The organism is Mangrovibacterium lignilyticum (assembly GCF_010882175.1).
GTDB lineage: Bacteria > Bacteroidota > Bacteroidia > Bacteroidales > Prolixibacteraceae > Mangrovibacterium > Mangrovibacterium lignilyticum.
Genome location: NZ_WKLH01000002.1, coordinates 218,254 through 243,761 on the forward strand (window position 1 = coordinate 218,254; position 25,508 = coordinate 243,761).

At 41.0% G+C, this 25,508-nt stretch carries 23 protein-coding genes; 17 read left to right on the forward strand and 6 right to left on the reverse strand.

The features are described 5' to 3' along the window. Positions 1-7: 7 nt before the first annotated feature. Entirely contained in the window at positions 8-1,852 is a 1,845-nt protein-coding gene (locus GJV22_RS08295; RefSeq protein ID WP_163711545.1) for a vWA domain-containing protein, read from the forward strand. 195 nt (positions 1,853-2,047) lie between these two features. Beyond that, on the forward strand, positions 2,048-2,458 hold the full coding sequence (locus GJV22_RS08300; protein WP_163711548.1) for a secondary thiamine-phosphate synthase enzyme YjbQ: 411 nt from the start codon (positions 2,048-2,050) through the stop codon (positions 2,456-2,458). A 127-nt stretch (positions 2,459-2,585) separates the two neighbouring features. On the opposite strand, the gene GJV22_RS08305 is transcribed toward GJV22_RS08300, so the two are convergent. After that, a complete protein-coding gene (locus tag GJV22_RS08305; RefSeq protein ID WP_163711551.1) occupies positions 2,586-3,449 on the reverse strand; it encodes a helix-turn-helix domain-containing protein in 864 nt (287 codons plus the stop codon). A 147-nt stretch (positions 3,450-3,596) separates the two neighbouring features. On the opposite strand from GJV22_RS08305, the gene GJV22_RS08310 reads away from it, so the two are divergent. The 6 genes from GJV22_RS08310 (at position 3,597) to GJV22_RS08335 (ending at position 10,400) form a co-directional block, all read left to right on the forward strand. Next, complete coding sequence (locus GJV22_RS08310) at positions 3,597-4,697, forward strand: L-rhamnose/proton symporter RhaT (protein ID WP_163711554.1); 1,101 nt, start codon at positions 3,597-3,599, stop codon at positions 4,695-4,697. A 12-nt stretch (positions 4,698-4,709) separates the two neighbouring features. Beyond that, the gene (gene rhaM, locus GJV22_RS08315) at positions 4,710-5,024 is read left to right on the forward strand and encodes an L-rhamnose mutarotase (protein ID WP_163711557.1); all 315 of its coding nucleotides are present in this window, start codon (positions 4,710-4,712) and stop codon (positions 5,022-5,024) included. 98 nt (positions 5,025-5,122) lie between these two features. Next, positions 5,123-6,388, forward strand: a complete 1,266-nt coding sequence (locus tag GJV22_RS08320) for an L-rhamnose isomerase (protein ID WP_163711559.1) — start codon at positions 5,123-5,125, stop codon at positions 6,386-6,388. Between the two features lie 146 nt (positions 6,389-6,534). Beyond that, positions 6,535-7,887, forward strand: coding sequence for an FGGY-family carbohydrate kinase (locus GJV22_RS08325; RefSeq protein ID WP_163711563.1), 1,353 nt, complete (start codon positions 6,535-6,537; stop codon positions 7,885-7,887). Positions 7,888-7,924: 37 nt separating this feature from the next. Continuing rightward, positions 7,925-9,079 carry an iron-containing alcohol dehydrogenase gene (locus tag GJV22_RS08330; protein ID WP_163711566.1) on the forward strand — a complete coding sequence of 385 codons (1,155 nt, stop codon included), beginning with the start codon at positions 7,925-7,927 and terminating at the stop codon, positions 9,077-9,079. A 25-nt stretch (positions 9,080-9,104) separates the two neighbouring features. Next, entirely contained in the window at positions 9,105-10,400 is a 1,296-nt protein-coding gene (locus tag GJV22_RS08335; RefSeq protein WP_163711569.1) for a class II aldolase/adducin family protein, read from the forward strand. A gap of 65 nt (positions 10,401-10,465) precedes the next feature. Here GJV22_RS08335 and GJV22_RS08340 read toward each other — a convergent pair whose 3' ends face one another. Both GJV22_RS08340 and GJV22_RS08345 read right to left on the reverse strand, forming a co-directional pair. Further along, positions 10,466-11,632 carry an MFS transporter gene (locus GJV22_RS08340; RefSeq protein ID WP_163711572.1) on the reverse strand — a complete coding sequence of 389 codons (1,167 nt, stop codon included), beginning with the start codon at positions 11,630-11,632 and terminating at the stop codon, positions 10,466-10,468. Positions 11,633-11,801: 169 nt separating this feature from the next. Then, entirely contained in the window at positions 11,802-12,830 is a 1,029-nt protein-coding gene (locus GJV22_RS08345) for a LacI family DNA-binding transcriptional regulator (RefSeq protein ID WP_163711575.1), read from the reverse strand. Positions 12,831-13,049: 219 nt separating this feature from the next. Here GJV22_RS08345 and kduI point away from each other — a divergent pair, with 219 nt between their 5' ends. The 4 genes from kduI to GJV22_RS08365 all read left to right on the forward strand — a co-directional run bounded on the left by kduI (position 13,050) and on the right by GJV22_RS08365 (position 17,366). Beyond that, positions 13,050-13,892 (forward strand): 5-dehydro-4-deoxy-D-glucuronate isomerase, encoded by an 843-nt coding sequence (gene kduI, locus GJV22_RS08350; RefSeq protein WP_163711576.1) that lies wholly within the window; start codon positions 13,050-13,052, stop codon positions 13,890-13,892. A gap of 42 nt (positions 13,893-13,934) precedes the next feature. Next, a complete protein-coding gene (locus GJV22_RS08355; RefSeq protein ID WP_163711579.1) occupies positions 13,935-14,729 on the forward strand; it encodes a gluconate 5-dehydrogenase in 795 nt (264 codons plus the stop codon). A gap of 9 nt (positions 14,730-14,738) precedes the next feature. Continuing rightward, complete coding sequence (locus GJV22_RS08360; protein WP_163711582.1) at positions 14,739-16,010, forward strand: DUF4861 domain-containing protein; 1,272 nt, start codon at positions 14,739-14,741, stop codon at positions 16,008-16,010. Between the two features lie 123 nt (positions 16,011-16,133). Beyond that, positions 16,134-17,366 carry a nucleoside recognition domain-containing protein gene (locus tag GJV22_RS08365; protein ID WP_163711584.1) on the forward strand — a complete coding sequence of 411 codons (1,233 nt, stop codon included), beginning with the start codon at positions 16,134-16,136 and terminating at the stop codon, positions 17,364-17,366. Between the two features lie 91 nt (positions 17,367-17,457). Here GJV22_RS08365 and kdsA read toward each other — a convergent pair whose 3' ends face one another. Beyond that, the gene (kdsA, locus tag GJV22_RS08370) at positions 17,458-18,264 is read right to left on the reverse strand and encodes a 3-deoxy-8-phosphooctulonate synthase (RefSeq protein ID WP_163711589.1); all 807 of its coding nucleotides are present in this window, start codon (positions 18,262-18,264) and stop codon (positions 17,458-17,460) included. A 392-nt stretch (positions 18,265-18,656) separates the two neighbouring features. On the opposite strand from kdsA, the gene GJV22_RS08375 reads away from it, so the two are divergent. Together GJV22_RS08375 and GJV22_RS08380 are read left to right on the forward strand one after the other, a co-directional pair. Then, entirely contained in the window at positions 18,657-19,397 is a 741-nt protein-coding gene (locus tag GJV22_RS08375) for a sensor histidine kinase (RefSeq protein ID WP_163711591.1), read from the forward strand. Further along, entirely contained in the window at positions 19,387-20,472 is a 1,086-nt protein-coding gene (locus GJV22_RS08380; RefSeq protein ID WP_163711593.1) for a response regulator, read from the forward strand. The genes GJV22_RS08375 and GJV22_RS08380 overlap by 11 nt, the downstream gene beginning before the upstream one ends. A gap of 46 nt (positions 20,473-20,518) precedes the next feature. On the opposite strand, the gene pdxH is transcribed toward GJV22_RS08380, so the two are convergent. Next, positions 20,519-21,148 (reverse strand): pyridoxamine 5'-phosphate oxidase, encoded by a 630-nt coding sequence (gene pdxH / locus GJV22_RS08385; RefSeq protein WP_163711596.1) that lies wholly within the window; start codon positions 21,146-21,148, stop codon positions 20,519-20,521. 92 nt (positions 21,149-21,240) lie between these two features. Here pdxH and GJV22_RS08390 point away from each other — a divergent pair, with 92 nt between their 5' ends. The 3 genes from GJV22_RS08390 (at position 21,241) to GJV22_RS08400 (ending at position 24,194) form a co-directional block, all read left to right on the forward strand. Further along, positions 21,241-21,843 (forward strand): thioredoxin family protein, encoded by a 603-nt coding sequence (locus tag GJV22_RS08390; protein WP_163711599.1) that lies wholly within the window; start codon positions 21,241-21,243, stop codon positions 21,841-21,843. 368 nt (positions 21,844-22,211) lie between these two features. Then, entirely contained in the window at positions 22,212-23,780 is a 1,569-nt protein-coding gene (locus tag GJV22_RS08395) for a response regulator (protein WP_163711603.1), read from the forward strand. A 27-nt stretch (positions 23,781-23,807) separates the two neighbouring features. Continuing rightward, complete coding sequence (locus tag GJV22_RS08400; protein WP_163711605.1) at positions 23,808-24,194, forward strand: response regulator; 387 nt, start codon at positions 23,808-23,810, stop codon at positions 24,192-24,194. Here GJV22_RS08400 and GJV22_RS08405 read toward each other — a convergent pair. Further along, positions 24,186-25,382 (reverse strand): hypothetical protein, encoded by a 1,197-nt coding sequence (locus tag GJV22_RS08405; protein WP_163711606.1) that lies wholly within the window; start codon positions 25,380-25,382, stop codon positions 24,186-24,188. The two genes, GJV22_RS08400 and GJV22_RS08405, sit on opposite strands and share 9 nt — an antisense overlap. Between the last annotated feature and the right edge of the window lie 126 nt (positions 25,383-25,508).

Genomic DNA, 25,508 nt, shown 5'->3' on the forward strand with positions numbered 1-25,508 from the left:
AGTTATTATGAAATGTTTTGTATCCCTATTAATTAGTATTCTGCTGCTGCCGGGACTGGCAATGGCACGAGAAATATCAGGAATAGTAAGTGACGAATCGGGACAGGCCTTGCCGGGCGTTAATGTCATGGTTGCAAACACGAGTCGCAGCACCATAACCGATGTTTATGGCTATTACACAATAGAATTTAAGCCGCAAGATCAGGTGTTGATATTCTCTTTCATCGGAATGGATACCGAAAAGGTTCGGGTTACGGACCAAAATCGGATCGATGTTGTACTGAAAGCTTCTGCAATGGATATGGAAGAATGCGTTGTGATCGGCTATGGATCTCAAAAAAGCTTTCGGGCAAGCCGTTCATCATCTAATATTCGGATTCGCGGAGTTGCAACAGCGGGAAAGCAGCCGGCAGAATGGAATACTGAAAACTATGCCACGGTTCACGAAAATGGCTTTAAGGATGTTGGGGTAAATCCGCTTTCAACTTTTTCTATCGATGTAGACAATGCATCCTATACCAATGTGCGTCGCTACTTGAATCAAGGTCAGCGGCCTCCTAAAGATGCTGTGCGGGTGGAGGAGATGATCAATTATTTCTCCTACGATTATCCCGTGCCGGAAGGTGAGCATCCCTTCAGTGTGAGCACTGAACTTGGGAGCTGTCCCTGGAATCCGAGTCATTATCTGATGCAGGTTGGCTTGAAAGGCAAAAGTTTCGACAAAAGCGAGTTGCCGCCTTCAAACCTGGTTTTCCTGATTGATGTTTCCGGTTCAATGTCGTCAGCCAATAAACTGCCGCTCTTAAAACGTGCTTTTGCGTTGCTGGTGAACGAACTACGTCCGCAAGACCGGGTCGCCATAGTGGTTTATGCCGGTGCTGCGGGAATCGTGTTGGAGTCGACTCCGGGAAATAAAAAGGAGAAAATAATGGAAACACTGGAAAATTTGCAGGCCGGCGGTTCTACAGCCGGAGGAGCCGGTTTAAAATTAGCTTACAAGATTGCCCGAGAAAACTACATGCAAAATGGAAACAACCGCATTGTTCTGGCTACCGACGGCGATTTTAATGTGGGTGTGTCTAGCACCTCGGAGATGGAGCGGCTGGTGGAAATTGAACGGGAAAGTGGCGTTTTTATGTCAGTGCTTGGCTTTGGAATGGGCAATATTAAAGATGATAAAATGGAAACCATTGCCGATAAAGGAAACGGTAATTATGCCTATATCGACAATATACAGGAAGCACGTAAAGTGCTGGTGTCAGAGTTTGGAGGAACACTATTCACGATTGCCAAAGACGTGAAGTTTCAATTGGAATTTAACCCGCAGCAAGTGCAGTCGTATCGCTTGGTTGGGTACGAAAACCGCTTGTTGAACGATGAAGATTTTAATGATGATACCAAAGATGCCGGAGAAATGGGGGCCGGGCACACCGTGACCGCTTTATACGAGATTGTTCCTGCTGGGAACATAACAGGAAAGGTTGTCGTTGATCCGTTAAAGTACAGCAAGTCTATTCCATCTACCGGTGATTATGCCGATGAGCTGCTAACAATTAAATGGCGTTACAAGCAGCCCGATAGTAAAAAAAGTACCTTGATGGAACTGGCTGTTTCGAATGAGTTGGCTGAAGAAAATACCGCCGATTTCAATTTCGCAGCTGCTGTTGCCTCCTTTGGAATGTGGCTGCGAGGTTCCGAGTTCAAGGGCTGTACAACACCAAATCAAATACTGGAACTGGCGAAAGCAGGTCGAGGTAAGGACAAAGCAGGTTATCGTTCCGAATTTATCAGGCTGGTCCAGGCTTTCAACGGATTCGGCTTGTATGTAGACGTTGTTACACCGAACGAATAATTTTATTATCTTGAGCTTTATAGATTAAAGTTTGTGGGGAATCGAAGTTGTATGTGTTGACGCGGATTTTAGGGACGAAAGCGCATGTATTCGAAAAACAATCCGTTAGGTAGGGTGAGTTCACAGACAAACGTAAATTACTGAGCGAATAAAAACTTGATGAAATAAAATGTTTAACCTAAAACCCGAAAGTTTATGATACAGCAGAAAGAAATCAAATTGCCCGCCTTTCGTCGCGGATACCATCTGGTTACAGATCAAATAGAAGCAGAACTGTCTGATTTACCTGATACCGGACTCTTGCATATTCTGGTAAAGCACACCTCCGCAGGGATTACCCTGAATGAGAATGTTAGCCCAACAGTTCGTCGCGATTTCGAGTCTATCCTGAATATCATGATTCCGGAAAACAATAAGATGTATACGCACACCTCAGAGGGGAGTGATGATATGCCTGCTCATGTTAAATCATCAGTGATTGGAGCCGAGCTTACCATTCCGATAACACGGGGAAAATTGAATCTGGGAATCTGGCAAGGGATCTACCTTTGTGAGTTTCGCAATCATGGAGGTCCTCGCATGTTGGTGCTGACTGTTTATTCTTAATTCGCAAGCTATTGCCATTAGTTGGTTGCCGAGCTTCAATCGGAGTCAGGCAAACCACCTGGTGGCAATATTATTTCCAAAATTATCTTCCAGCACGGTAGGCGTCGCAGGCCACAAGGATCCCTATTTATTTTCGAAGTTCACTCGGACTAACGCCGGTTTTACTCTTGAAGATCCGGCTGAAGTAGTGGATTGATTGAAAGCCTAATTCGAAGCTGATTTCTTTAATGCTTTTGTCGGTTGAAAGCAGTAGCTCTTTGGCGCGCATGATCTTTAATTCCAGGTGATATTGGTGCGGCGCAACACCAGTGTAGCTTTTAAACATTTTTCGGAAGTAGGAATACCCAATGTGGTGTTCCTGGGCAATCTGTTCCAGGTCAATCGACTTGTCAACTTCAGCACGCATCTTAAAACGAGCTTCCTCAATGATGGTTGCAATTCGTTTCCCTTGAAATTCTTTTTGCATTTGGAATGAAAGCAAGTACCCTAATAATTTTACAATTAAGCCCGAGGTTATTTGTTGATAGCCGGGCTTTTCTTCCTTCGCTAAATCAAAAATTTTGAGATACGTGTCGAGTATTTCTTCGTGCATTCCAATTTGTATAACCGGTAACTCAGCCGAAAAAAGGGGATGAGCTAAAAATTGCGCCGCGATTTGACCGTTAAAACCGATGTACTGTTCTTTCCATCCTGTCTTTAAAAGTGGTTTGTAACGGTGCCATATATTGGGCGAAATCAGCAAGATACTTCCGGGTTTTATCGGGTATTTACTGTTGTTTATTTCCAAAATTCCCTTGCCTTCTGTAATGTAGTTTATTTGGTACTCGCTTAATAAACGTCCTTGTTTCCAATTAAAGTGATAACCTGTCGGGTGGAGTGGTGACGGATAGATACTATTAGGCTGAACATGAGATGATCCGGCTACATTTAGGTAGATTCCCCAATCTTTATCACGCTCTCCCGGAGTCAGGTATTTTAAAAAATCTGTCATTCGATATTAGTGTCAAAATGTGCAAGTGTTTTGCCAATTTGTGTATTGATGAATAGCCTTTGTCCGACTACTTTTGTTTCGCACTTATGAATATTATCAAACCAAATGTATAAATAATCATTTTAAACCTGATTAATCTACTAAACTATGCAAGCTATTTTAGGAATTATTTTTCACTCTCTCGGTGGTGCTTCGTCCGGAAGCTGGTACATGCCATATGATCTAGTAAAAAAATGGCGCTGGGAGGTCTATTGGATCGTTGGAGGACTTTTTTCGTGGCTGATCATGCCGTTTATCGCAGTTCTTTTAACAACTCCCGACTGGCAGGGGATTTTGGCAGCAGCTGATTCTTCTGTCGTACGTACAACTTATGTTCTTGGTATTCTTTGGGGGATCGGCGGATTGACCTATGGCTTAGGTATCCGCTATCTTGGTATGTCGCTCGGTAACTCAGTACTACTGGGAATTACGTCGTTGGTGGGCTCGTTAGGCTTGCCAATTCTTCGTAATGTTGGCAATTTAGCTGAAGTTTTACCTGCAGGAGATTCACTGACAGATATGTTGGCAAGCGACAGTGGCCGTGTGATTCTGTTCGGTATTCTTGTGCTGATGGTCGGAATTGTCTTTTGCGGGAAGGCCGGTTTGATGAAAGACAAAGACATCGTGGGACATAAAGACGGTGTTAACACCGAATTTAAATTAACATTTGGATTAATTATCGCAGCTATATCAGGTGTGCTAAGTGCCTTTTTTAGTTTTGGTATCGATGCCGGTAAACAGATGGGCGAGGCCGTTCGTGAGGTCGCGGTTTCAAATAATTTCCCGTTTGTTAGCGACGGAACCTACCTGTTTGAGAACAATATCATCTTCTTAGTAATTCTATGGGGCGGTTTAACAACCAATTTAATTTGGTCGGTTGCGCTTATCATTAAAAATAAAACCGGTGGCGATTTGGTTGATTCGTCGTCGCCTCTGCTTAAGAACTACCTGTTCTGTGCATTAGCCGGTACAACCTGGTTCCTCCAGTTTTTTTTCTACGGAATGGGTGAAACAAAAATTGGTAATGGTGCCAGTTCCTGGATTTTACACATGTCTACGATTATTCTTACGGCTAATTTCTGGGGATTTTATCGCAAAGAATGGGCCGATGTTTCCAGTAAGACCAGAACGACCATTTTCCTTGGAATTGGACTGATCCTTTTATCTATAATAATTATGGGTATTGCTAAAAGTGATTTTTTAAATTAAAACAAGCGTGTTATGAGCCGTTTAGCATTTAAAATGCACCTGAATGAAGGGCAAAAAGAAGAATACCGGAAACGGCACAATGAACTTTGGCCGGAACTGAAAAAATTGTTGAAAGACGCCGGTGTGAGCGAATACTCCATCTTTCTGGACGAGGAAACAAATACCCTGTTTGCTTTCCAAAAAGTTAGCGGCGAGGGTGGTTCACAGGACTTAGGGCAAACTGAAATTGTGCAAAAATGGTGGGCATTTATGGCCGATATCATGAAAACAAACCCCGATAATTCGCCTGTGAGTGTGCAATTGGAAGAAGTGTTTTACATGGCGTAAAGGTTGGTTGATCAACGTATTTGACAACCAAATAGTATTTAAAACGAATACGAAAAGTAACAGATACAAGAATTACAGAATCTAAAAATCAATATAAAATGAGCAAGACTGAATTAATCAAAAAAGCTTACGAAATAGCAAAAGAGCAATACGCTGCTTTGGGCGTAGATACAGATGCCGCCATGGCAAAAATGAGCGAACTGGCCATTTCATTGCACTGTTGGCAAACCGACGATGTATCAGGTACTGAGAATCCTGATGGTCAATTGTCTGGTGGTATTCAGGCAACTGGTAATTACCCGGGTAAGGCGCGCAATATTGCAGAAATCACAACAGACTTAGAAAAAGTAATGGCCATGCTTCCCGGTAAGCAACGTATAAACGTGCACGCATTGTATGGTGATTTTTCAGAGGGTATGGTTGATCGTGATACAATCACTGTCAAACAATTCCAAGGTTGGATCGACTGGTGTAAAAAAATGGGAATCGGCATGGACTTTAATGGTTCATTTTTCTCTCACCCTAAAGCTGACAGTGGCTTTACTTTGTCATCAAAAGATGAAGAAGTTCGTAAGTTTTGGGTTGAGCACTTGAAGCGTTCTCGCGAAATCGCCAACGAAATTGGGGCGCAACTTGGATCTCCCTGTGTGTTGAATACCTGGATTCCTGATGGATCAAAGGATACACCTATCGATCGTAACGGCATGCGTGCTCAATTAACAAAATCGTTGGACGAAGGCTTTGCAACTGAGTATCCGAAAGAAAACATGAAAGATGCCGTTGAAAGTAAAGTGTTCGGTATTGGTGCCGAGTCGATGACTGTAGGTTCTCACGACTACTACCTGGGGTATGCGATCAAGAATAACAAAATGATTTGTTTGGATAATGGTCACTTCCACCCGACAGAAGTTGTTGGTGATAAGATTTCGTCTTGCCTTCAGTTTGTTGACGAAGTGTTACTTCACGTAACTCGTCCTATCCGGTGGGATTCTGACCACGTAGTGACTTTGAACGAGGAAATTCAATTGATCGCGTCTGAGATCGTTCGTAACGATTTTATGGGACGTGTAAATGTTGGTTTGGACTTCTTCGATGCTTCAATCAACCGGATTGGTGCTTACGTTGTGGGTACACGCGCTGCACAAAAAGCATTCTTGATTGCTATGTTGGAGCCTACTAAATCATTGATTGAACTGGAAGAAGCTGGTCAAAACTTTGAGCGTCTGGCGATGTTGGAAGAGCTGAAAACAATGCCATTTGCAGCTGTTTGGGATTACTACTGCTTGCAGGAAGGTGTTCCAACAGGATCAGATTACATTGCTGAAATTCAGCAGTACGAAAAAGAAGTTTTAAGCAAACGATAGTTTTTTATTCAAATAATGTGGAAGAGATTTTACCGGCACCGGAAGCGGGATTTAGGAAGTAAGCTGTGCCGGTAAATTCAAATTTTTCTGCAGCAACCTAATTTGTTAGGTTGATTAAATAGGTCGATGACCTTTTTTACTGGAAGATGAAAGAAGTTATTGCAGTATTCGATATTGGAAAAACCAATAAGAAAGTTCTCCTATTCGACGAGGACATGCAACTGGTTTTTCAACACGAACAAAAATTCCCGGTTTGTGCAGATGAAGATGGTTTTGAATGTGATGATATTGATCGGATTACCGATTGGATTAAAGTAGAATTAACCAATTTGACTGAAGCCGGTGAATATAATCTCAAGGCTGTCAATTTTTCAACCTATGGTGCTTCGTTGATGTTCCTGGACGAAAATGGAAAGCGCCTTACCCCAGTATATAACTACCTGAAAGAAGTTCCGGAAAGTATCGCGACCACTCTTTTTGATCAAAACGGAGGCAAAGATGAATTTTGCCGACGTACAGCAAGCCCGGCTTTGGGTTTATTGCTGAATTCCGGAATTCAGGCTTTATGGCTCAAACAGGAAAAGCCTGAAGTTTTTGCGAAGAGTCGTTCAATTCTGCATTTCCCGCAATACCTGACATACGCGTTAAGTGGCCAAGTGGTATCGGAACCAACTTCAATTGGGTGCCACACATTTATGTGGGATTTCGACAAAATGGCTTATCATCCTTGGTTAAAAGATAATGGCATTGAATTGCCACAGCCGTTAACCAACGATCAGGTATTTGATGCTTCAATTGGCGACAAAAAAATATTAGTCGGAACCGGAATTCACGACAGTTCATCTTCGCTTGTTCCTTATTTGAAAGGGAGCGAAGAACCATTTATTTTGGTTTCAACCGGCACCTGGTGTATAACAATGAATCCGTTCAACAGTGAACCGCTAACAGCGGAACAGCTGGAACAGGATTGCCTTTGCTTTTTAAGTCCCGATCAACAACAAGTGAAGTCCTCTCGTTTATTCATGGGGCATTTTCACGAAGTGTGGGCCGCCAAACTGGCCGAACATTTCAAAACGGATGAAAATCACTTTCGCTATGTGAAATGCGATGAGGAGCTAATTGATAGCTTGAATGATCGTTTCAAAAATGAATCGCTCTTCTTCCCGACAGGAAAAAAAAGCTTTGATGATGGATTGAAACTGGTCGGTCTGACGCAATTCTCAAACTACGAAGAAGCTTATACCAAATTGATGATTGATTTGACAGCTTTGTGCATCACATCTATTCATTTGGTGATTCCCGAAAATGATGAAACACGGAAATTGTACATTTCCGGTGGCTTTGCCCGGAACCCGATTTTTATTCATTTACTGAACCAGCATTTTGTGCAAAAGCAAATTGTGACCTCAGAAATTGATAATGCCAGTGCACTAGGCGCAGCATTGGTTGTAGCCGACCGAGTAGGTTTTCGCACAACTACAAAACTGACCAAAAATTAAAAATCAACATAAAATCAACTACAGAAACAATAACAAAATGGAAAGTGCAACAAGAATTTATTTGCCCCCTTTAAGCTTGATTGGCCCTAATGCCTTGGCTGAATTGAAGGAGGATCTGAAAAATAGCGCATACAAGCAAGTTTTATTCGTAACCGACCCTGTTTTAGTTCAAATTGGACTGGCAGCGAAGGTTGAAGATATTTTGAAAGAAGCCGGTTTGAAATATTTGATCTTCGATCAGGTAAAACAAAATCCGACTGTAAAAAACGTCAACGAAGGGTTGAAAGTATACCAGGATAACAACTGCGACTGTATTATAACGCTCGGTGGTGGATCACCTCAGGATTGTGGAAAAGCAATCGCGATTCTGGCAACAAACGGTGGAAAGATTGAAGAATACGAGGGTATTCATAAATCGGCTAAAAAATCGGCTCCGTTAATCGCAATCAATACAACAGCAGGAACGGCCAGCGAAATTACTATTAACTATGTAATTACCGACGAAGAGCGGAAAGTTAAAATGGTGATGGTTGACAAAAACTGTTTGGTTGATATAGCTGTTAATGACCCGATACTGATGCTGAACATGCCGAAAAGCCTGACAGCCGCTACCGGTATGGATGCATTAACTCACGCAGTTGAAGCGTATGTTACTGCAGGTGCTTTTGATTGGTCAGACACCTTGGCATTGAAAGCGATTCAGTTGATTGGCGAAAGTTTGCGGGACGCTGTAAACGACGGTCAAAACCTGGAAGCTCGTAGCAAAATGGCTTGGGGACAATTTATTGCCGGACAAGCATTTTCGAACTGTGGCTTGGGATATGTACACTCAATGGCTCACCAATTGGGAGCAGTTTACGACTTACCACACGGTGTTTGTAACGCAGTGCTACTTCCTTACGTTGAAGAGTTCAATGCACCTGTTTGTGGCGATAAATTCCGAAAAATTGCTGAAGCTTTGGGAGTTGACACAACGGGTATGTCGACAGAAGAAGCAAATAAAGCAGCAATCGCCGCAATTAAAAAATTGTCGTCCGATGTTGGTATTCCTACAGGATTAAAAGAACTGGGCGCAAAAGCCGAAGACTTCGAAACCATGGCCAACAAAGCTTTAGCTGATGTTTGTACAGGAGGTAATCCTCGTTCGGTTAATTTAGAAGAAACGGTGAAAATTTACGAAGCAGCATATTAAATTCCACAATAAAATTTAGTTAGAAATGAGAAAATTAGACACCAAATTGATGCATCCACGTGACCAGATCACGATGATCATTGATAAGATTTACCGAAGCGGTTTGACGACTACTTCAGGAGGTAATATTTCGATTATTGATGAAAATGGAGATATTTGGGTAACCCCGTCGGCTATCGACAAGGGTACACTTCGGGCTTCAGATATTGTTCGTGTTTGTAAAGACGGAACAATTGATGGTCGTCATAAACCCTCTTCAGAATTTCCTTTCCACAAGGCTATTTATGAATGTCGTCCTGAAATTAAAGCAGTTATTCACGCTCACCCGCCGGCACTGGTATCACTCAGTATTGTGCGTCAAATCCCGAATACCAACATCATTCCTCAGGCAAAGAACATTTGTGGTGATATTGGTTATGCGCCTTATGCACTTCCAGGAAGTGATGATTTAGGTGATGTAATTGCTGATGAATTCAAAAAAGGCTTCAGTGGCGTAATCATGGAAAACCACGGTACTGTTGTTGGTGGTACAGACATGATTGATGCCTACCAACGTTTTGAAACCTTGGAATTCTGCTGTCGCACGATCATCTATGGTAGTCAAATTGGTACGCCAAAATATTTGACTGATGAGCAAATCGAAGAGTTTGAATCTCAAATTCCTCGTTTATTGCCGGAAATGGAAACAGTTGAACATCCTTCTGATGAACGTGCTATTCGTGAAGATATCAAGAAGATTGTTCACCGTGCCTGCGATCAAGGTTTGATGATCAGCTCGTACGGAACAGTTTCTGTCCGTTGGAGAGGCGACGACTTCCTGATCACTCCTCCGCAAGTTTCTCGTTGGGATATGCAGAATGACGATATTGTGCAAATTAAAGACGGAAAACGTGAACCGGGTAAAGTTCCGAGTCGGTCAACTTGGTTGCACCAGGAAATTTACAAACGCAACCCGAGCATCAACTCTATCATTTTAACACAAACGCCTTACTTGATGGCTTATAGTGTTACTGATGAGAAGTTAGATGTACGTACGATCCCTGAAAGCTGGATCTTCTTGCAGGATATTCCAAATATGCCGTTTGGTTCGCATTTTGCTGGCGAAGAAGCTATTTTGAATACCATCTCAAACGATACTCCGGCTGTCATCATCAACAACGATTCAGTACTTGTAACAGGTGACAAATTGCTGGGAACTTTTGATAAACTGGAAGTAGCTGAGTTTAGCGCTAAGTCGCTTGTTATGGGAGCTTCTTTAGGTAAACTGGTTCCAATTAACGATGACCAGGTTGAAGACCTGCGGAAGAAATTTTTGAGCTAATACGTTTAGGTTAAAATAGGTTTAGAATTATTGGAAGTAGGATACCTTCGGGTATCCTGCTTTTTTTATGCTTGCTCCAAACGCAATTTACGTTCGTAAGTCCGAATATATTGCGTAAAACTGAGTGATGTAATTGCAATTATAGCACCTGCTATAAACGGAATTCGCCAATCAATTGTCCATAGTAATCCGCCAACAACAGGTAAAACAACTGCCGAAATGTGATTAATCGTAAAACCGACAGCCATTGACGGCGCAATATCTCTCGGTTCGGCATATTTCCTGAAAAAGCTGTTAATGGCAATCGAAAAGCTGAAAAACAGGTTGTCAATCACGTACAGGCCGGTGGCAAAGTTTCTGTTCTCAACCAAGGCGTATCCCAGAAAAACGAATATCAGGCTGCTGTATTCAATGGTCAACATGGTTCTTTCCCCAAAATGGTTGATCGCTTTCCCAACGTACGGACTGAGAAAGTAGGTGATAATGTTATTGATAACGAAAAGGGTCGTGATATGACCAATCGAGAAGTGGTACTTTTCAACCAAAATAAACACCGCAAAAACTACAAAAATCTGACGGCGGGCTCCACTTAAGAAGTTTAAGACATAAAAGAGCCAGTATTTTTTCTTCAGAATCAATTTTTTTTGCTGTGCAGGAAGATTTTTATCCACCGGGTTTCGGGTCAAAGCGTAGGTTCCCAGGATAATTACAATTCCTCCGATAATGTAGAAGATGGAATTCAGTTCAAGATATTTTGAGATGATCCAGATGAAACCACCAACAGCTACATTGGTCAGGGCGCCAAAACTTTTTAGTTTTGCCAGTACCTGGGGCACCCGATTACCCTCGAAATATTGTAGGGATAAGGATTGATTGCAGGTTTCGAAAAAGTGAAACCCGACCGACATGACAACAATGGTGAATAATAAACCGCGGAAGCTGGGAAACAATCCGGTCAGAAAAACACCTATCCCCAACAAAATAACCGAAAACGACGCAAATCTGTGTTCCGCAAAAATCAACAATAGATAAACAACGAAAAAAGTCAGAAAACCGGGAATTTCACGAACTGACTGGATCATGCCGATTTGTACCGAATTGACGCCAACGACATCAACTGCAAAGTTATTGAACAGCGTCCGCCACCCCTGAAAACCCATGGCCGAAGCAACTACAAGTAAGATGAGAAAATGGTACATCGGGTTTTCCCGATACGTTTTGTATGGAGTCATCTTGGATCGTTAATGAAAGCAAACTTAAGAAAACACCTTCGTGATGCATTCAAAAAAGATCGTTTGCGACCAAAGTTTCATTTTCCGGAAATATTCGGTGGAAGTGTCTCTTTCGAAGGTCAATATTGAAATCCTAGATCGCGGTAACCCAATTAAAAGCTCAATAAGATTACTTATTGCGAGAAGAGGACTCCCTTTGGATAAGTTCGGTAGGCATCGTAATCGTAACGTGCTCTTCCAAACGAACTTTCGATTCGATTTCCTGAATGAGTAGTTCTGCAGCCTTAACACCCATTTCGAAAGCGGGTTGTTCTAAAGTTGAAATAGACGGTGTAACAACCTCAGAGAACGGTTCATTGCTAAATCCAATCAACCCAAAATCTTCAGGAATGCGTATGCCAACCTTCTTCAAATATACCATCATGGCCAAAGCTGAAGTGTCGTTCCCGCAAAATGCCGCATCAGGAGGCTGGGGGAGTGCAAGTAGGGTTTTAATTGCTTCCTGTCCTTCAATCCTGGTCAGGCGACCATGAATAATCAGGTTATCGTCAATGTTGACGTTGTACTTCTCCAGTGCAGCCCGGTAGCCCGCCATCCGGTCCCGATAGGTATGCAATACTGTTGGACCTGCTAAATGAGCGATCCTTTTGTATCCCTGTTTAATGAGATGCTCGGTAGCTTTAAAACCGACCATGAAATCGTCGACAACTATTTTGTGGGCCTCTAATTCGGGAACAACGCGGTCAAAAAATACAATCGGAATATGCTTCTTCGAGAACAATTGATAATGGTCAAATTCGTTGGTCTGCATACTTAACGACGCAATCAATCCATCGACTCTGTTTGAGAATAGCGAGTGTACAATCTGCTTTTCTTTTTCCAGTAAGTCATTCGATTGAGAGATAATTACGTTATAACCTGATGCGAATGCAACATCTTCAACACCACTGATAAAGGCTGAAAAGAAGTGCCGATTGATTAGCGGAACAACGATACCGATCGTATTGGTTTTCTGGTTGCGCAAGTTCGAAGCAATCGTGTTGGGTTGATAACCCATTTCCAATGCTTTCGCTTTAATTTTATCCTTTGTAGCCTTGCTGATTCTTGGATTATCATTCAGGGCGCGAGAAACCGTTGACGCAGAGATATTTAGTTCTCTTGCGATATCGTGTATTGTAATTGAAGCTTTATTATCCATAGTTCGAAATTCAGTACAAAGATGGCAATATTTTTGAAAATCAAGCTAAAATACAACTTTTTGCGCAATCGATTGCATCTTTCTGTTTTATATTTTATATTTGCACATGAAATACGGATCGACATGAAAAAGATTGAACTAATTTCAGCTTTGTTTCGTCTATCTTGTATTACATATTTTCATTTTTACAGATTTATAAATCAAATAAAATAGGACATTATGGCTATTACTTTCGAAGAGCGTTACGCTTATAATCCTCAGGACTTTAAATCGTATGATACTGAAAGAATTCGTCAAGAATTTTTGGTGGAAAAACTGATGGAAGAAGGCAAAATCCACATGGTTTACTCTCATATAGAGCGTTATATTGTTGGCGGTGCTGTTCCAGCTGCTGAAGCTTTAACATTGGAAACTGTTGATGCCTTAAAATCAGAATATTTCTGTAAACGCCGCGAAGTTGGTATTATCAATGTAGGGAATACCGGTTCGGTTACAGTTGACGGAAAAGAGTATGTTTTGGACTTTAAAGATGCTTTATACATTGGGAAAGGTGCGAAAGATGTTGTTTTCAGTTCAAAAGATGCTTCGGTTCCTGCTCGTTTCTATTTTAACTCGGCTCCTGCACATAAAGAGTTTCCAACAAAGCACGTTACTTTGAAAGAAGCCAATGTATTGCATTTGGGAGCATTGGAGACATCAAACGAACGCGATATTAACCAATTGTTGATCAATACTGTAGTAGAAACATGTCAGCTGCAGATGGGAATGACTGAGTTGAAACCGGGTAGTGTTTGGAATACGATGCCAGCACATACACACAGCCGTCGTAACGAGGTTTACTTCTACTTTAATGTGCCTGAAGGACAGGCAGTATGCCACTTTATGGGACAACCAAGCGAAACTCGTCACTTGTGGATGAAAAACGAACAAGCCGTTATTTCTCCAAGTTGGTCGATTCACTCTGCTGCAGGAACCAGTAATTATATCTTTATCTGGGGTATGGCCGGCGAAAACCTGGATTATACAGATATGGATGTAATCCAACCAACCGAATTGAAATAAGATCACGAAGAATCTATCTAGCTATCATTTAAAGTTTTAATTATGACAGAATTATTTGATTTGACGGGCAAAGTTGCCTTGGTTACCGGTGGAACACATGGTATTGGTATGGCTATTGGTAAAACATTAGGCAAAGCCGGTGCTAAAATATGTGTAAACGACCTTTCAGAAGAAAAACTTGCTGAATGCAAGGAAGAATATAAAAAAGACGGTATCGACGTCTTCACCGTAAAATTTAATGTAACCAGCGAAGAAGAAGTAGATTTCGGTATTAGCGAAATTGAAAAAAATGTAGGTGATATCGATATTCTGGTAAACAACGCAGGAATCATTAAGCGTATCCCTATTTTGGACATGCCTATTGCTGACTACAAACAAGTAATTGATGTTGACTTGGTTGCTCCGTTAATTGTTTCAAAGCGTGTTGCTCCTAAAATGATTGCAAAACGTTATGGAAAAATCATTAACATGTGTTCAATGATGAGCGTTTACGGTCGTAATTCGGTTTCTGCCTATGCTTCTGCCAAAGGTGGTCTGAAATTGTTGACTGCTAATATGTGTTGTGAGTGGGCTAAATATAATGTTCAAATCAACGGTATCGGACCAGGTTATATTGCAACATCGCAAACTGCCCCGATTCGTGAAGGTGGTCACCCATTTAACGACTTGGTTATGATGCGTACACCGGCTGCTCGCTGGGGAGAACCGGAAGATATTGGTAATGCCGCTTTGTTCCTGTCTTCAAAAGCTGCCGATTTTGTAAACGGCCAGGTGTTGTATGTTGACGGTGGTATTTTGGCCAACTTTGGTTACGTAAAAGGCGAAAACGATTTATAGTATTTAGCTATGAAAAGAAATCTATTCATAGCGTTATCAGCTTTTGCTGTTTTATTCAGTTCGTGTGGTAACGAGAAGCACATTTTTGTTGAAAATCCGATCGATCAGACTCGTGCCGATGAGGTGTTGGTTCTGGATCGTCAGCAACTCGATGCTTCTTTTACCGCTCCCAAAGCGGGACTATTACCGGTGATTCTGAATGGAACAGATACTCTGCCTTCGCAACTTGACGATTTGGACGCCGACGGAGACTGGGATGAGTTGGCCTTTATGGTCAGTTTTCATCCAAATGAAAAGTTGGAATTAAGTGTCGCTTATGTAGATACTTATCCTGTTTTTGAGAAGCGAACAAATCTGCGATTGGGAATCGATCAGGGAGATCACACTTACAAAGAAGTTGACTATTACATGGCGCCTTCTGCAAGTGAGCCTTTCAAAATTATTGCACAGGGAGAAAGTGTGAGCTGGGAAAATGATAAGATGGGTTTTCGAACCTATTTTGACTGCCGGAATGTCAAGGACCTTTTTGGAAAGTTACAACCTGGTTTGATCATTGACAAAATCCATACGCATGAAATGGGCAGTTATCACGAACTGGCAGACTGGGGGATGGATGTTCTGCACTGTGGTAATTCGCTTGGTTCCGGTGGATTGGCGATGTTGGAAAACGATTCACTGTATCGTTTAGGCTCAACAGAGACTTACGAATATCAGAAGATCACTGAAGGACCTGTTCGTTCCGTTTTCGATCTAAAATATGATGGCTGGGCTGTTGCTGATCAAATGCTTTCTGCTGTTGAACGCATCAGCGTTTACCCGGGAAAGTATTGGTTCCAGTCTGATGTTACCGTTTCTGGCTTCACTGGGGAGAAGCAGCTGGTTACTGGTATTGTTACCAGTTTTCTGACTACTAAACCAGAGGAATTCAACGCAAATGCCGATTATGATGTGATTGCAACATTGGATCAGCAGTCGGAGAATCATGATGAACTGGGAATGGCTGTCATGCTAAAGGCTGACGAGGTTACAAAAGTTGCCAGATCAACAGATGTGAACTATTTTGACCAGTACCCAACGGTACCGGAAAAGGGCTTTAGCAATGTAATTTCGGAGACATATTACGTGGCACAAAAAGTTTCGAACGATATTCCTGCACGGCATTATTTTGCTGCCGTTTGGGGTTTGGAAAATCCGAGGTGGAAGAAAATGGATGGATTCAAGTCCTATCTTTCTGCCGAGGCTGAAAAATTGAGTAATCCTATTGTTGTTACGATTCAATAATTACTTTTTTCTTGAAAAATAGAAAGGCTGCCCTCGTGGTGGCCTTTCTTGTTCGTAGTACGCTTTATTTGTTGTACCATTTTTTGTAGATTCACGGCAACAAAACACGTTACACCCCCTCATATGGCTTTAAATTATATTTGGATCTTCTTTTTTCTGATTGCATTTGTTGTAGGCTTGGTGAAATTGATCGTTTTCGGAGATACCGAAATTTTTTCAACGATGATGAATTCAACCATGGATACGGCAAAAACCGGTTTTGAAATCTCGCTGGGCTTGACCGGCGTTTTGACCTTGTGGATGGGGATTATGAAGATTGGTGAAGAAGGGGGAGTGGTTCGCGTATTTTCAAAGTTGATCGGGCCGTTTTTTCGCAAACTCTTTCCGGAGCTGGGAGACAACCACCCGGCGCATGCTTCTATCATGATGAACATTGCTGCGAACATGCTAAATTTGGACAACGCGGCAACACCCATGGGACTGAAAGCCATGCAGGAAATGCAGGAGACTAATCCGAAGAAAAATACGGCATCGAATGCTCAGATCATGTTTTTGGTACTGAACACTTCCGGCTTGACGCTTTTGCCGATTAGTATCATGGTATACAGGGCTCAGCTCGGTGCGATCAATCCAAGTGATATTTTCATCCCCATCATGTTGGCAACGTACTTTTCAACTTTAGCGGGGCTGTTGGCTGTTTCCTATTATCAAAAAATCAATTTGCTCGACAAGACAATTCTTTCCTACCTGGGAGGATTGACTGCAATTATTGCCGGGATTATCTGGTACTTCTCTTCCATCGATAAAGATCAGATTACGATGGTTTCGAATGTTGCCAGTAATTTGATACTTTTCAGCGTTATTGTTTCTTTTATTTTGCTCGGAGTTCGCAGTCGGATAAATGTGTATGAAGCGTTTATCGACGGCGCAAAAGACGGGTTCAAAGTAGCTGTTAAGATTATCCCGTATTTGGTGGCTATTTTAGTCGCTATCGGCGTTTTTCGTACTTCGGGGGCGATGGATTGGTTTATTGATGGTATTGCCTGGATTTTAACAAAAATGGGCGTAAATACCGATTTCGTGGAAGCGCTGCCTACAGCGTTGATGAAACCCCTGAGCGGAAGTGGCGCCCGCGGAATGATGGTTGATGCGATGACAACTTACGGAGCCGACTCGTTTGTAGGACGGGTCGCGAGTACAGTTCAGGGAGCAACCGACACGACTTTCTATATTTTGGCGGTGTACTTTGGGTCAGTTGGAATCAAGAAAACCCGCCATGCTTTGGTTTGTGGACTGTTTGCCGATTTTGTCGGCATTGTTGCCGCAATTACTATGGGCTATTTGTTCTTTCATTAATTGTCAATCGGAAAACAGAAGCATAAAAAATGCAAGAACCGTCTGCTTTTCCGATTCTTGCATTTCTCGTTGGTGGCCCCTCGTTGAAGAACTATAATTCGTCAATCGTTTTTTTCAGTTTAACCAGCTTTGTAAGCAAAGCTTCCAATAGGTCTAATCGGAGCATATTCGCACCGTCTGATTTGGCAACAGCCGGATTAGGATGTGTTTCAATAAAGATTCCGTCAGCACCAACAGCAATCGCTGCACGGGCAATGGTTTCAATTAATTCGGGTTTTCCACCAGTTACTCCGCTGCTCTGATTTGGCTGCTGCAACGAGTGAGTAATATCCATAATTACGGGGCAATTGTTTGCCTTCATCACTGGTATTCCCCTGTAGTCAACCACCAAATCCTGGTACCCAAAAGTCGTTCCTCGCTCAGTCAGCATGACCTTATCGTTGCCACTGTCTTTAACTTTATTCACCGCAAACTGCATGGCCTCTGCCGATAGAAACTGTCCCTTTTTAATGTTGACAACTTTCCCGGTTTCTGCAGCAGCAATCAGCAAATCCGTTTGGCGGCACAGAAAGGCTGGGATCTGAAGCACATCGACGTATTGAGCAGCCAACGCCGCTTCTTGAGCCGAGTGAATATCCGTAACGGTAGGGATATTGAATTTTTCACCAACGGCTTTCAATATACGAAGCGCTTTTTCATCGCCAATTCCCTGAAAGGAGTCTATTCGGCTTCGGTTAGCTTTTCGATACGATCCCTTGAAAACAAAAGGAATATGTAGTTTCGTCGTTATGTCAAGAATCTTCTCTGCAATTTCAAAAGCCATTTCTTCTCCTTCAATAACACAAGGACCGGCCATCAATATAAAATTCTCTCCGGGGTAATTTATTTTTGGAATCATCTCTGTTTTTTATTTATGCGAATATACAATTTTCGCCGGAAGCTTCCATTCCAAAAATAACTGTCAAAAAACGCTGAGAATATTTTGTCTGATGTGTTACAGGAATCAAATCATCTTGCAATTATATCGCTGGCATAACAAGAAGAATTCTATTTCCTCGGTATTTCGTTAACACAACATGAATATTGAGTAAAATTATTGCATGTGATAAACTAAAACTGGCAATTAGGGTTTACTTTAGGGAGAAATACAGAACAACGAAACAATAAATTCATTTGCTTCCTCCAGTGATGGAGGGGGGTAGAAGGCGAAAAAGTACTTGTTCATGAATTAGTATTCTGGATTTATAATTAATTAAGGTACAGGTGGTACATTTGTAAAAGCACAGTTAGATGACTTTTAATTTGAAGGATATAAGTGACGATAAAGTTCAGGACTTGGTAAGGGAAGCTGAATTTAAATCAGGAAAGCAAATTATTAGTTTAATTTCTCATGAAATGAGGACTCCGCTTTCAATTATAAGTTCGAATGTGCAATTATTAAAATCGTTCAGGTTTAACCTGGATGAAAAAATGGTGAACGACACATTTTTGCTGTGTGAAGAAGCCATAAGTTCGTTGACAGATTTTATAGAGAATGTATATTTTTTAAACACTGCGTTTAAAGGTGAAGTTAAAGCTCGCTACAGTCCTGTTGATCTTAATCTATTCATAGATGAGGTGGTTAACAAAGCTGCTGACAGCGAATTTAACAGAAGCCGGATTAAGGTAAAAAAAGAGATTTTAATGGATCCCTTTTTTACGGACAGAATTCTATTAATGCGCTGTTTGGATAATCTTTTGGTGAATGCATTGAATTTTTCTTCAGAAGATATTCAACTAGAGGTTTTGTCTCGTGAAAATGAACTGGTAATAACAATTGAAGATCAGGGAATTGGAATTCCTGGCGAAGAAAAGGAATTGGTTTTTGAACCTTTTAAGCGTTGCAGCAACGTGAAAATGATTTCAGGCTGCGGCATCGGCTTACCAATTGTTAAGATATGTGTAGGATTGTTGGGAGGTAGTATTGATTTTACAAGTAAGTTAAATCAAGGAACAGAGTTCATTATTAAGATTCGTAACCATGAGTGCTAAAAAAGTTTTAATCATAGAAGATGATCAGGGCTTATCCAGAACATTGAAAAATGTTTTGACCGTTAACGGCTATGAGGTACAAATTGCTAATACCGGCGCCGAAGGCATTCAAAAAGCCTACGAGTATAGTCCGGATTTGATTTTGTGTGATATAAATATGTCACCGATCGATGGCTATCAGGTGTATAATATCTTAAATGATAGCTCGATAACAAACAAAATTCCGTTTATATATATATCGGGAAAGTCAGATTTGGAAGATATCCGCCTCGGAATGGAGCTAGGTGTTGATGACTATATCGTCAAACCGTTTAGCAATGAGGAACTATTGAAGTCTATCAAAGTACGTTTGGCGAAGTATGAAAAATTGATGAATGCAGGGAAAAGTGATTACCAGGCACTTGTCGAACTTTCACCGAATGGTATTTTTCTGTTTGACGGAGATACAATCTACGAAATTAACCAAGCTTTCTCTGAAATGATTGGAATCGAGTCAAATGACTTGAAAAAAATGAACTTGAAAGATTTGTTGACTGACAGTTCATACGCCATAATCCAATCCAAAATCTTCAAATGCTCGAATGGGCTAATTAAGAATTTTGACGAAATCATTGAGGTAACAACAGCCAGACGTTCTTCAGACCAGTTTAAGCTCTATGTGACTACCAGCCAAAAATACAAGGGATTTACTTTTATGATTGGTTTGCTGGCACCGGTGGAAAACACAAAATCGAAAGAACAGAATGAATATGACAGGCTGGTTTCAATTTTATCAGAAGAGAAAGTAGATGTAAGTGGCGAATTGGCTATGAAACTTCAAAAAGCTTTTGATTTTCCGGCTGTTCAATCTCAATCCTCACAAAAGCTAATGTCGGAAAGCCTATTCTCGAAACGGGAACAGGAAGTTTTAAAGCTTTCCTGCAAAGGATTGCCAATTAAAATTATCGCTGATGAACTCTCGATTTCCGATCGTACAGTCGAAAAACATCGGGCCAGCCTAATGGAAAAGACCGGTTCAAAGAATATCGTTGAAGTTATTATCTATGCTCTAAAAAACGAGTTGGTTGATTTGTAAGCTAATATTGGGATAAATAAGCAAAATAAAATAGGGTTGGTCCACATCATGGAGCCAACCTTTTTATTTCCCAAATACTTTCATTTAATGTATATCGGAACCGATCGTGAAGGCGATTTGGCCGACCTTGCCAGAATTCTATTTCAACAGCTTTCACCAGGTATCCGCCCCATGTGGCAGGCTTTACAATTTCCTTTCCCTCAAATTGTGCTGTATAGTATTCAAAGTTCTGATCTAACTCTTTTCGTCCGGTAATCTCACGACTTTGAGGCGACGACCATGCTCCAATTTGGCTGTCACGGGGGCGTGAGTTAAAGTAGTCTGTTGAGAGTTGCTCAGAAAGTTTTTCTGCGATTCCTTTTACCCTTACCTGTCGCTCAAGCTTCGGCCAAAAAAAATTCAAGGCTACATGATTATCTTCGCCCAATTGTTTGCCTTTATTACTGAGATAGTTGGTGAAAAATACAAAGCCTGAAGCGCTTACCTCTTTCAGCAGAACAATTCTGGAATCCGGAAACCCTTTCGAGATCGTGGACAATGTCATGGCAGTTGGCTCTTCCTCTTTCCCTTGTATAGCGTCATTTAGCCAACTTTGAAATAAATCCAATGGTTCCTGGCTGAGTTTATCTTCCTCCAGGTTATCTCGTTGGTAGTTTTTTCTTATATCCCTTAGCATTAACAAATTATTTAGAATTTCCTTGAATCATCGGTAAACAATGCTCAAAAAAACGTTGTTGTCAAAAATTATAACCAATACAATTAATATCCATGAAAAGTTTATTGACAGTTTGCTTTTTGTTTTTGGTTAGCCTTGCAATTGCAGGTGGAAACCAGTTAATGCTCGGTGATAAAGCGAAGCATACAGAAGTAAAGATGGCCGACACGTCAGGGAAAGAATATTCTCTTACTGACCTCAAAAAGGAAAATGGAATTGTTGTCATATTTTCTTGTAACACTTGTCCGTTTGTTTTGGCTTGGGAGGATCGTTACAATGACATCTATGAGTGGGCTAAGAAGAATGATGTGGGAATAGCCGTGCTAGATTCGAATTACATGAAGCGGAGTGGAGATGATTCGCTGGAAGCCATGAAAGAGCATGCTTTGGAGAAGCATTATAATTTCCCGTACTTGGTTGACAGCGAAAGTTTAATCGCGAATGCTTATGGTGGTCAAACGACACCACATGTTTTCCTTTTCGATAAAGACTTCAATTTGGTTTACAAGGGAGCAATCGATGACAACTACAAGAATGCCTCCGATGTTAAAGAAGAATATCTAAAAGACGCGATTACCAGTCTGGCCGCGGGTGAAAAGATCGCAGTCGCAGAAACAAAGCCATTAGGCTGTAGCATAAAACGTAAGCTCGATTAATCACAATACAGGTTTGGTTTTGTGCCAAACCTGTATCATTTAAACGAGTACGTTAACAAATCTTTTTTTCTGTCTATATATTCATTTTGAAAAATATGCATATCTGTTGAATACTAATGCCCTTTTACATTGACAATATTATTTGAAATGCTTATGTTTGTTTCAAAAGAAGCTTAAATTCAAAGGTCGATTCCATTTTAAGGTTGATTTTTCAAGAGGTTGGGCCGATATATTATTGAAAATAATCATCTTGTTTTTGCTTTTAGAAATTAAAAAAAAAGTTAACTTGTAAATCGAGTTTTAGCAAATAATATTTCAGTTTGGGAACTCGATTTTTAGTGCATTAGCTAATTTTATGTTTTTCGCGAATGGCAGAACAAAAACATTCTCCTACAATTTTAATTGTTTCTGATACAATGGGGAATACGGATCAATTAAGATCTGTATTAATTAGTCGAGGCTATTTGCCTGTTTGGATGAATAGTACTCAAGCTGCTGTTTTAAAGTCTACCCGTGAAAAATTTGACCTGATTATCCTGGATGTTGAGATATCGGATAAAAACGGGATTGAGATTAGTCGAAAGATTCAAAAAGAAGTTCAAACTCCAGGCGTCCCTCTAATTTTTATTACTCCGGCAAAAGATGAAGACCGCTTGTTAAAAATGTTTCGACCAGGCGAGTTCGACTACGTTCAAAAACCCGTTAAATATGAAGAGCTCATTATTCGAATTGAGCTCCATTTGGCTTTGCGAAGGGTTCAAAACGAGTTGAAAAAATCGAAGGAAATCGCAGAGAAGGCGGCCAATGCGAAATCGTTATTCCTGGCTAATATGTCCCATGAAATTCGCACTCCGTTAAACGGGATTGTCGGCATGGTTGATATCATGAAGCAAACAAAACTGGATGACGAACAACGCGAATATCTGGACATCATTGAAATATCGGGGGAAACGTTGTTGATGATCATCAACGATATTCTTGATTTTTCCAAAATTGAAGCTGGTCAAATTTCGTTTGAAAATATAACCTTTAATATTCGGCACGAGATAGAGAATGTTCGGAAATTGCTGGCCTATAAAATCAAACAAAGCAAACTTGATTTTTCCGTGTCGGTAAGCGATTCTGTTCCCGTACTGATAACTGGCGATCCACTTCGGCTAAAGCAAATCTTAATTAATTTATTGAACAATGCGATTAAATTCACCAATAAAGGATTTGTCAAACTTAATGTAAGTCTCGAAGGGATTATTAATAATAATTATAAGTTACGTTTTGAGGTTGAAGACTCCGGAATTGGCATTTCTTTGCAAAATCAAAGTAAATTGTTTAAGTCATTCACACAGGCCGATACTTCAACAACACGAAAGTTTGGAGGAACAGGTCTGGGCTTGGCAATATGCAAGCGATTGACCCATATGATGAAGGGAGAAATAGGGGTCGAAAGCGAGCTCGAAAAAGGCTCGTTGTTTTGGTTTACCGCTGTTTTTGATCCTGTCGTTTCAGGGAAAAGGCCGGAAAATCCGAACGCTTTTATTTTATCGAGTGAAGAACCGTTGAACATTTTATTGGCGGAAGACAATGAAATTAATGCCAAAGTGTCGATGTTGTGTATCCGAAAGTTGGGACATAAAACGGTTTTGGCTCGTAATGGAATTGAAGCGGTAGATCTGTTTCAACGAAACAATTTTGACATCATCTTGATGGATGTTCAAATGCCAGGCATGGATGGGGTAGAAGCAACTCGCGAAATCAGGCGAATTGAACAACAAAACGGTGTTGAAACACCAATCCCGATTATTGCAATGACCGCTAATAAGTACAGCGATGATATTCGATTATTCATGAAAAGTGGCATGAATGATCATCTTGGCAAACCTTTTAAACCAATAGAACTGGATGCTGTTATTAAAAGAAACCTTAACTTTAAAGAAGTTTGACTATACTATTCTTAGCTTATTTAACGCATGGTAACAACTGAATTAGATCTTACAGGGAAGAAAATTCTGATTGTAGAAGATAATGACACGAGCCGTTATTATTATCAGACGGCTTTGGGGCAATGTAACGCAACTAGCTTGTGGGCTAAAAACGGCGTCGAAGCAGTTTCTGTATTTAAATCAGAACCGGGCATTGAGTTGGTATTGATGGATCTTAATATGCCGGAGATGGATGGTTTTGAGGCAACGAGGCAGATCAAAATAATGAATCCTGCTATTCCAATCATTGTTCAAAGTGCCTTCATTTTATCTGGTGAAGAATCAAAAAGTTACGAAGCTGGGTGTGACGACTTCATTGCGAAACCTGTCCGGTTAAGAACCTTAATGAACGCGATCCAAAAGCATTTAAAATAATTCAGCAAAGGCTCCGAATCTGGTCTCTGAATTGTAAGGGGTCAACGCAATAAAGCCCTTTTTAACGTAACCGTCAGCTAACAGTGGCGGATTTTTTTTTGCCCTATTTTCAGCAAACTCATTGTAATCTCCTTTGGGGTGAAAAACAATCTTAAAGACTCCGTGGGCATCCTGATGAATTCTTTGCTCAATCATTTGACTGAAATAACCCATCGTAAATCGCGGATTAATTTCAAGGCACGGATGAAGTTTGAGTTGGTGATTTTCGTCTAAATAAACGATGGCATCAATGCCTAATATTCCCCGATGGCTTTCGCAAAATGCCGATTTGGCAAGCTCTTCGCCTAGTTTCGATCCTGCTTCTTCCAAAATATTCGTTGAGATTGGTGGCTTCTTGTCATTGCTGAAGTTCAAAAAATGACCGGTGTATTGCCCATTACTGTTGCAGGAAAAAAAACTGGATCCCAAATAGAAAACGTCACCGTTTTGTCTAATCTCAAATTGAAAAGAAAGGTCAGCTTGTTTATTCAACCAAGGTTCTGCACTCAGGTATCCCTGCTGTTCCAAAACTCCTTTAATCCATTGTCGGTTCGCTTCATTTAGCTTATCCTTGCGCAGTACGAGTAGTCCCCGCCCCGACGAACTTAAAGGAGCTTTCACCACGATTGGCCGTTTCTTTATCAGGAGTTCTTCAATTTCCAATTCGGTAGTCACAATCTGAGGAACGATCTCGGTCCCTCCGATTTCTGCAATCGTATTTCCTTTCAGAAATTCAGACAAAAATGTGGCTGAAGCCTTTCGTTCAAACAAACCTTTCTGCTTCTCATCCCATCCATTGAGGTCGGAGTTCAAAAACTTAAATAAATGAGCTGCCACCGGGCTTTTTCCCCATGGCTTGAAATCGAACAGCATCTTTGGATGATCTGAGGCATATTGTTGTACCTCCGCTTTTGTCATGAAAGTAGGAGCAGATAATCCTGTTTTTCTTAGCTGATCAACAAAGCCAGAACCCGGGATCGTTTCACAAATGACAATATCGCTTTCTTTCGCGACGACGAACATTAATGGAGCTAAGTCTGCTTCGAATTTCTGCAGCAAATTAGGCGGGACATAGTAGGGCGAACCATTGGCAATAGCAATTTCGCAGGTGGGATTGAAATGAAAAACTGATACCGTATTTGTTGTCACTTTTTGCGGTAAAAATACCAATTCCTGTTGTTTCTATTCATCTTTTTAAACATAAATGGACCAAAGACAAACACGGTTGTTTATATTTGTTGAGTGCATGTGAAATTTTAACCGTGAAAATAGCCC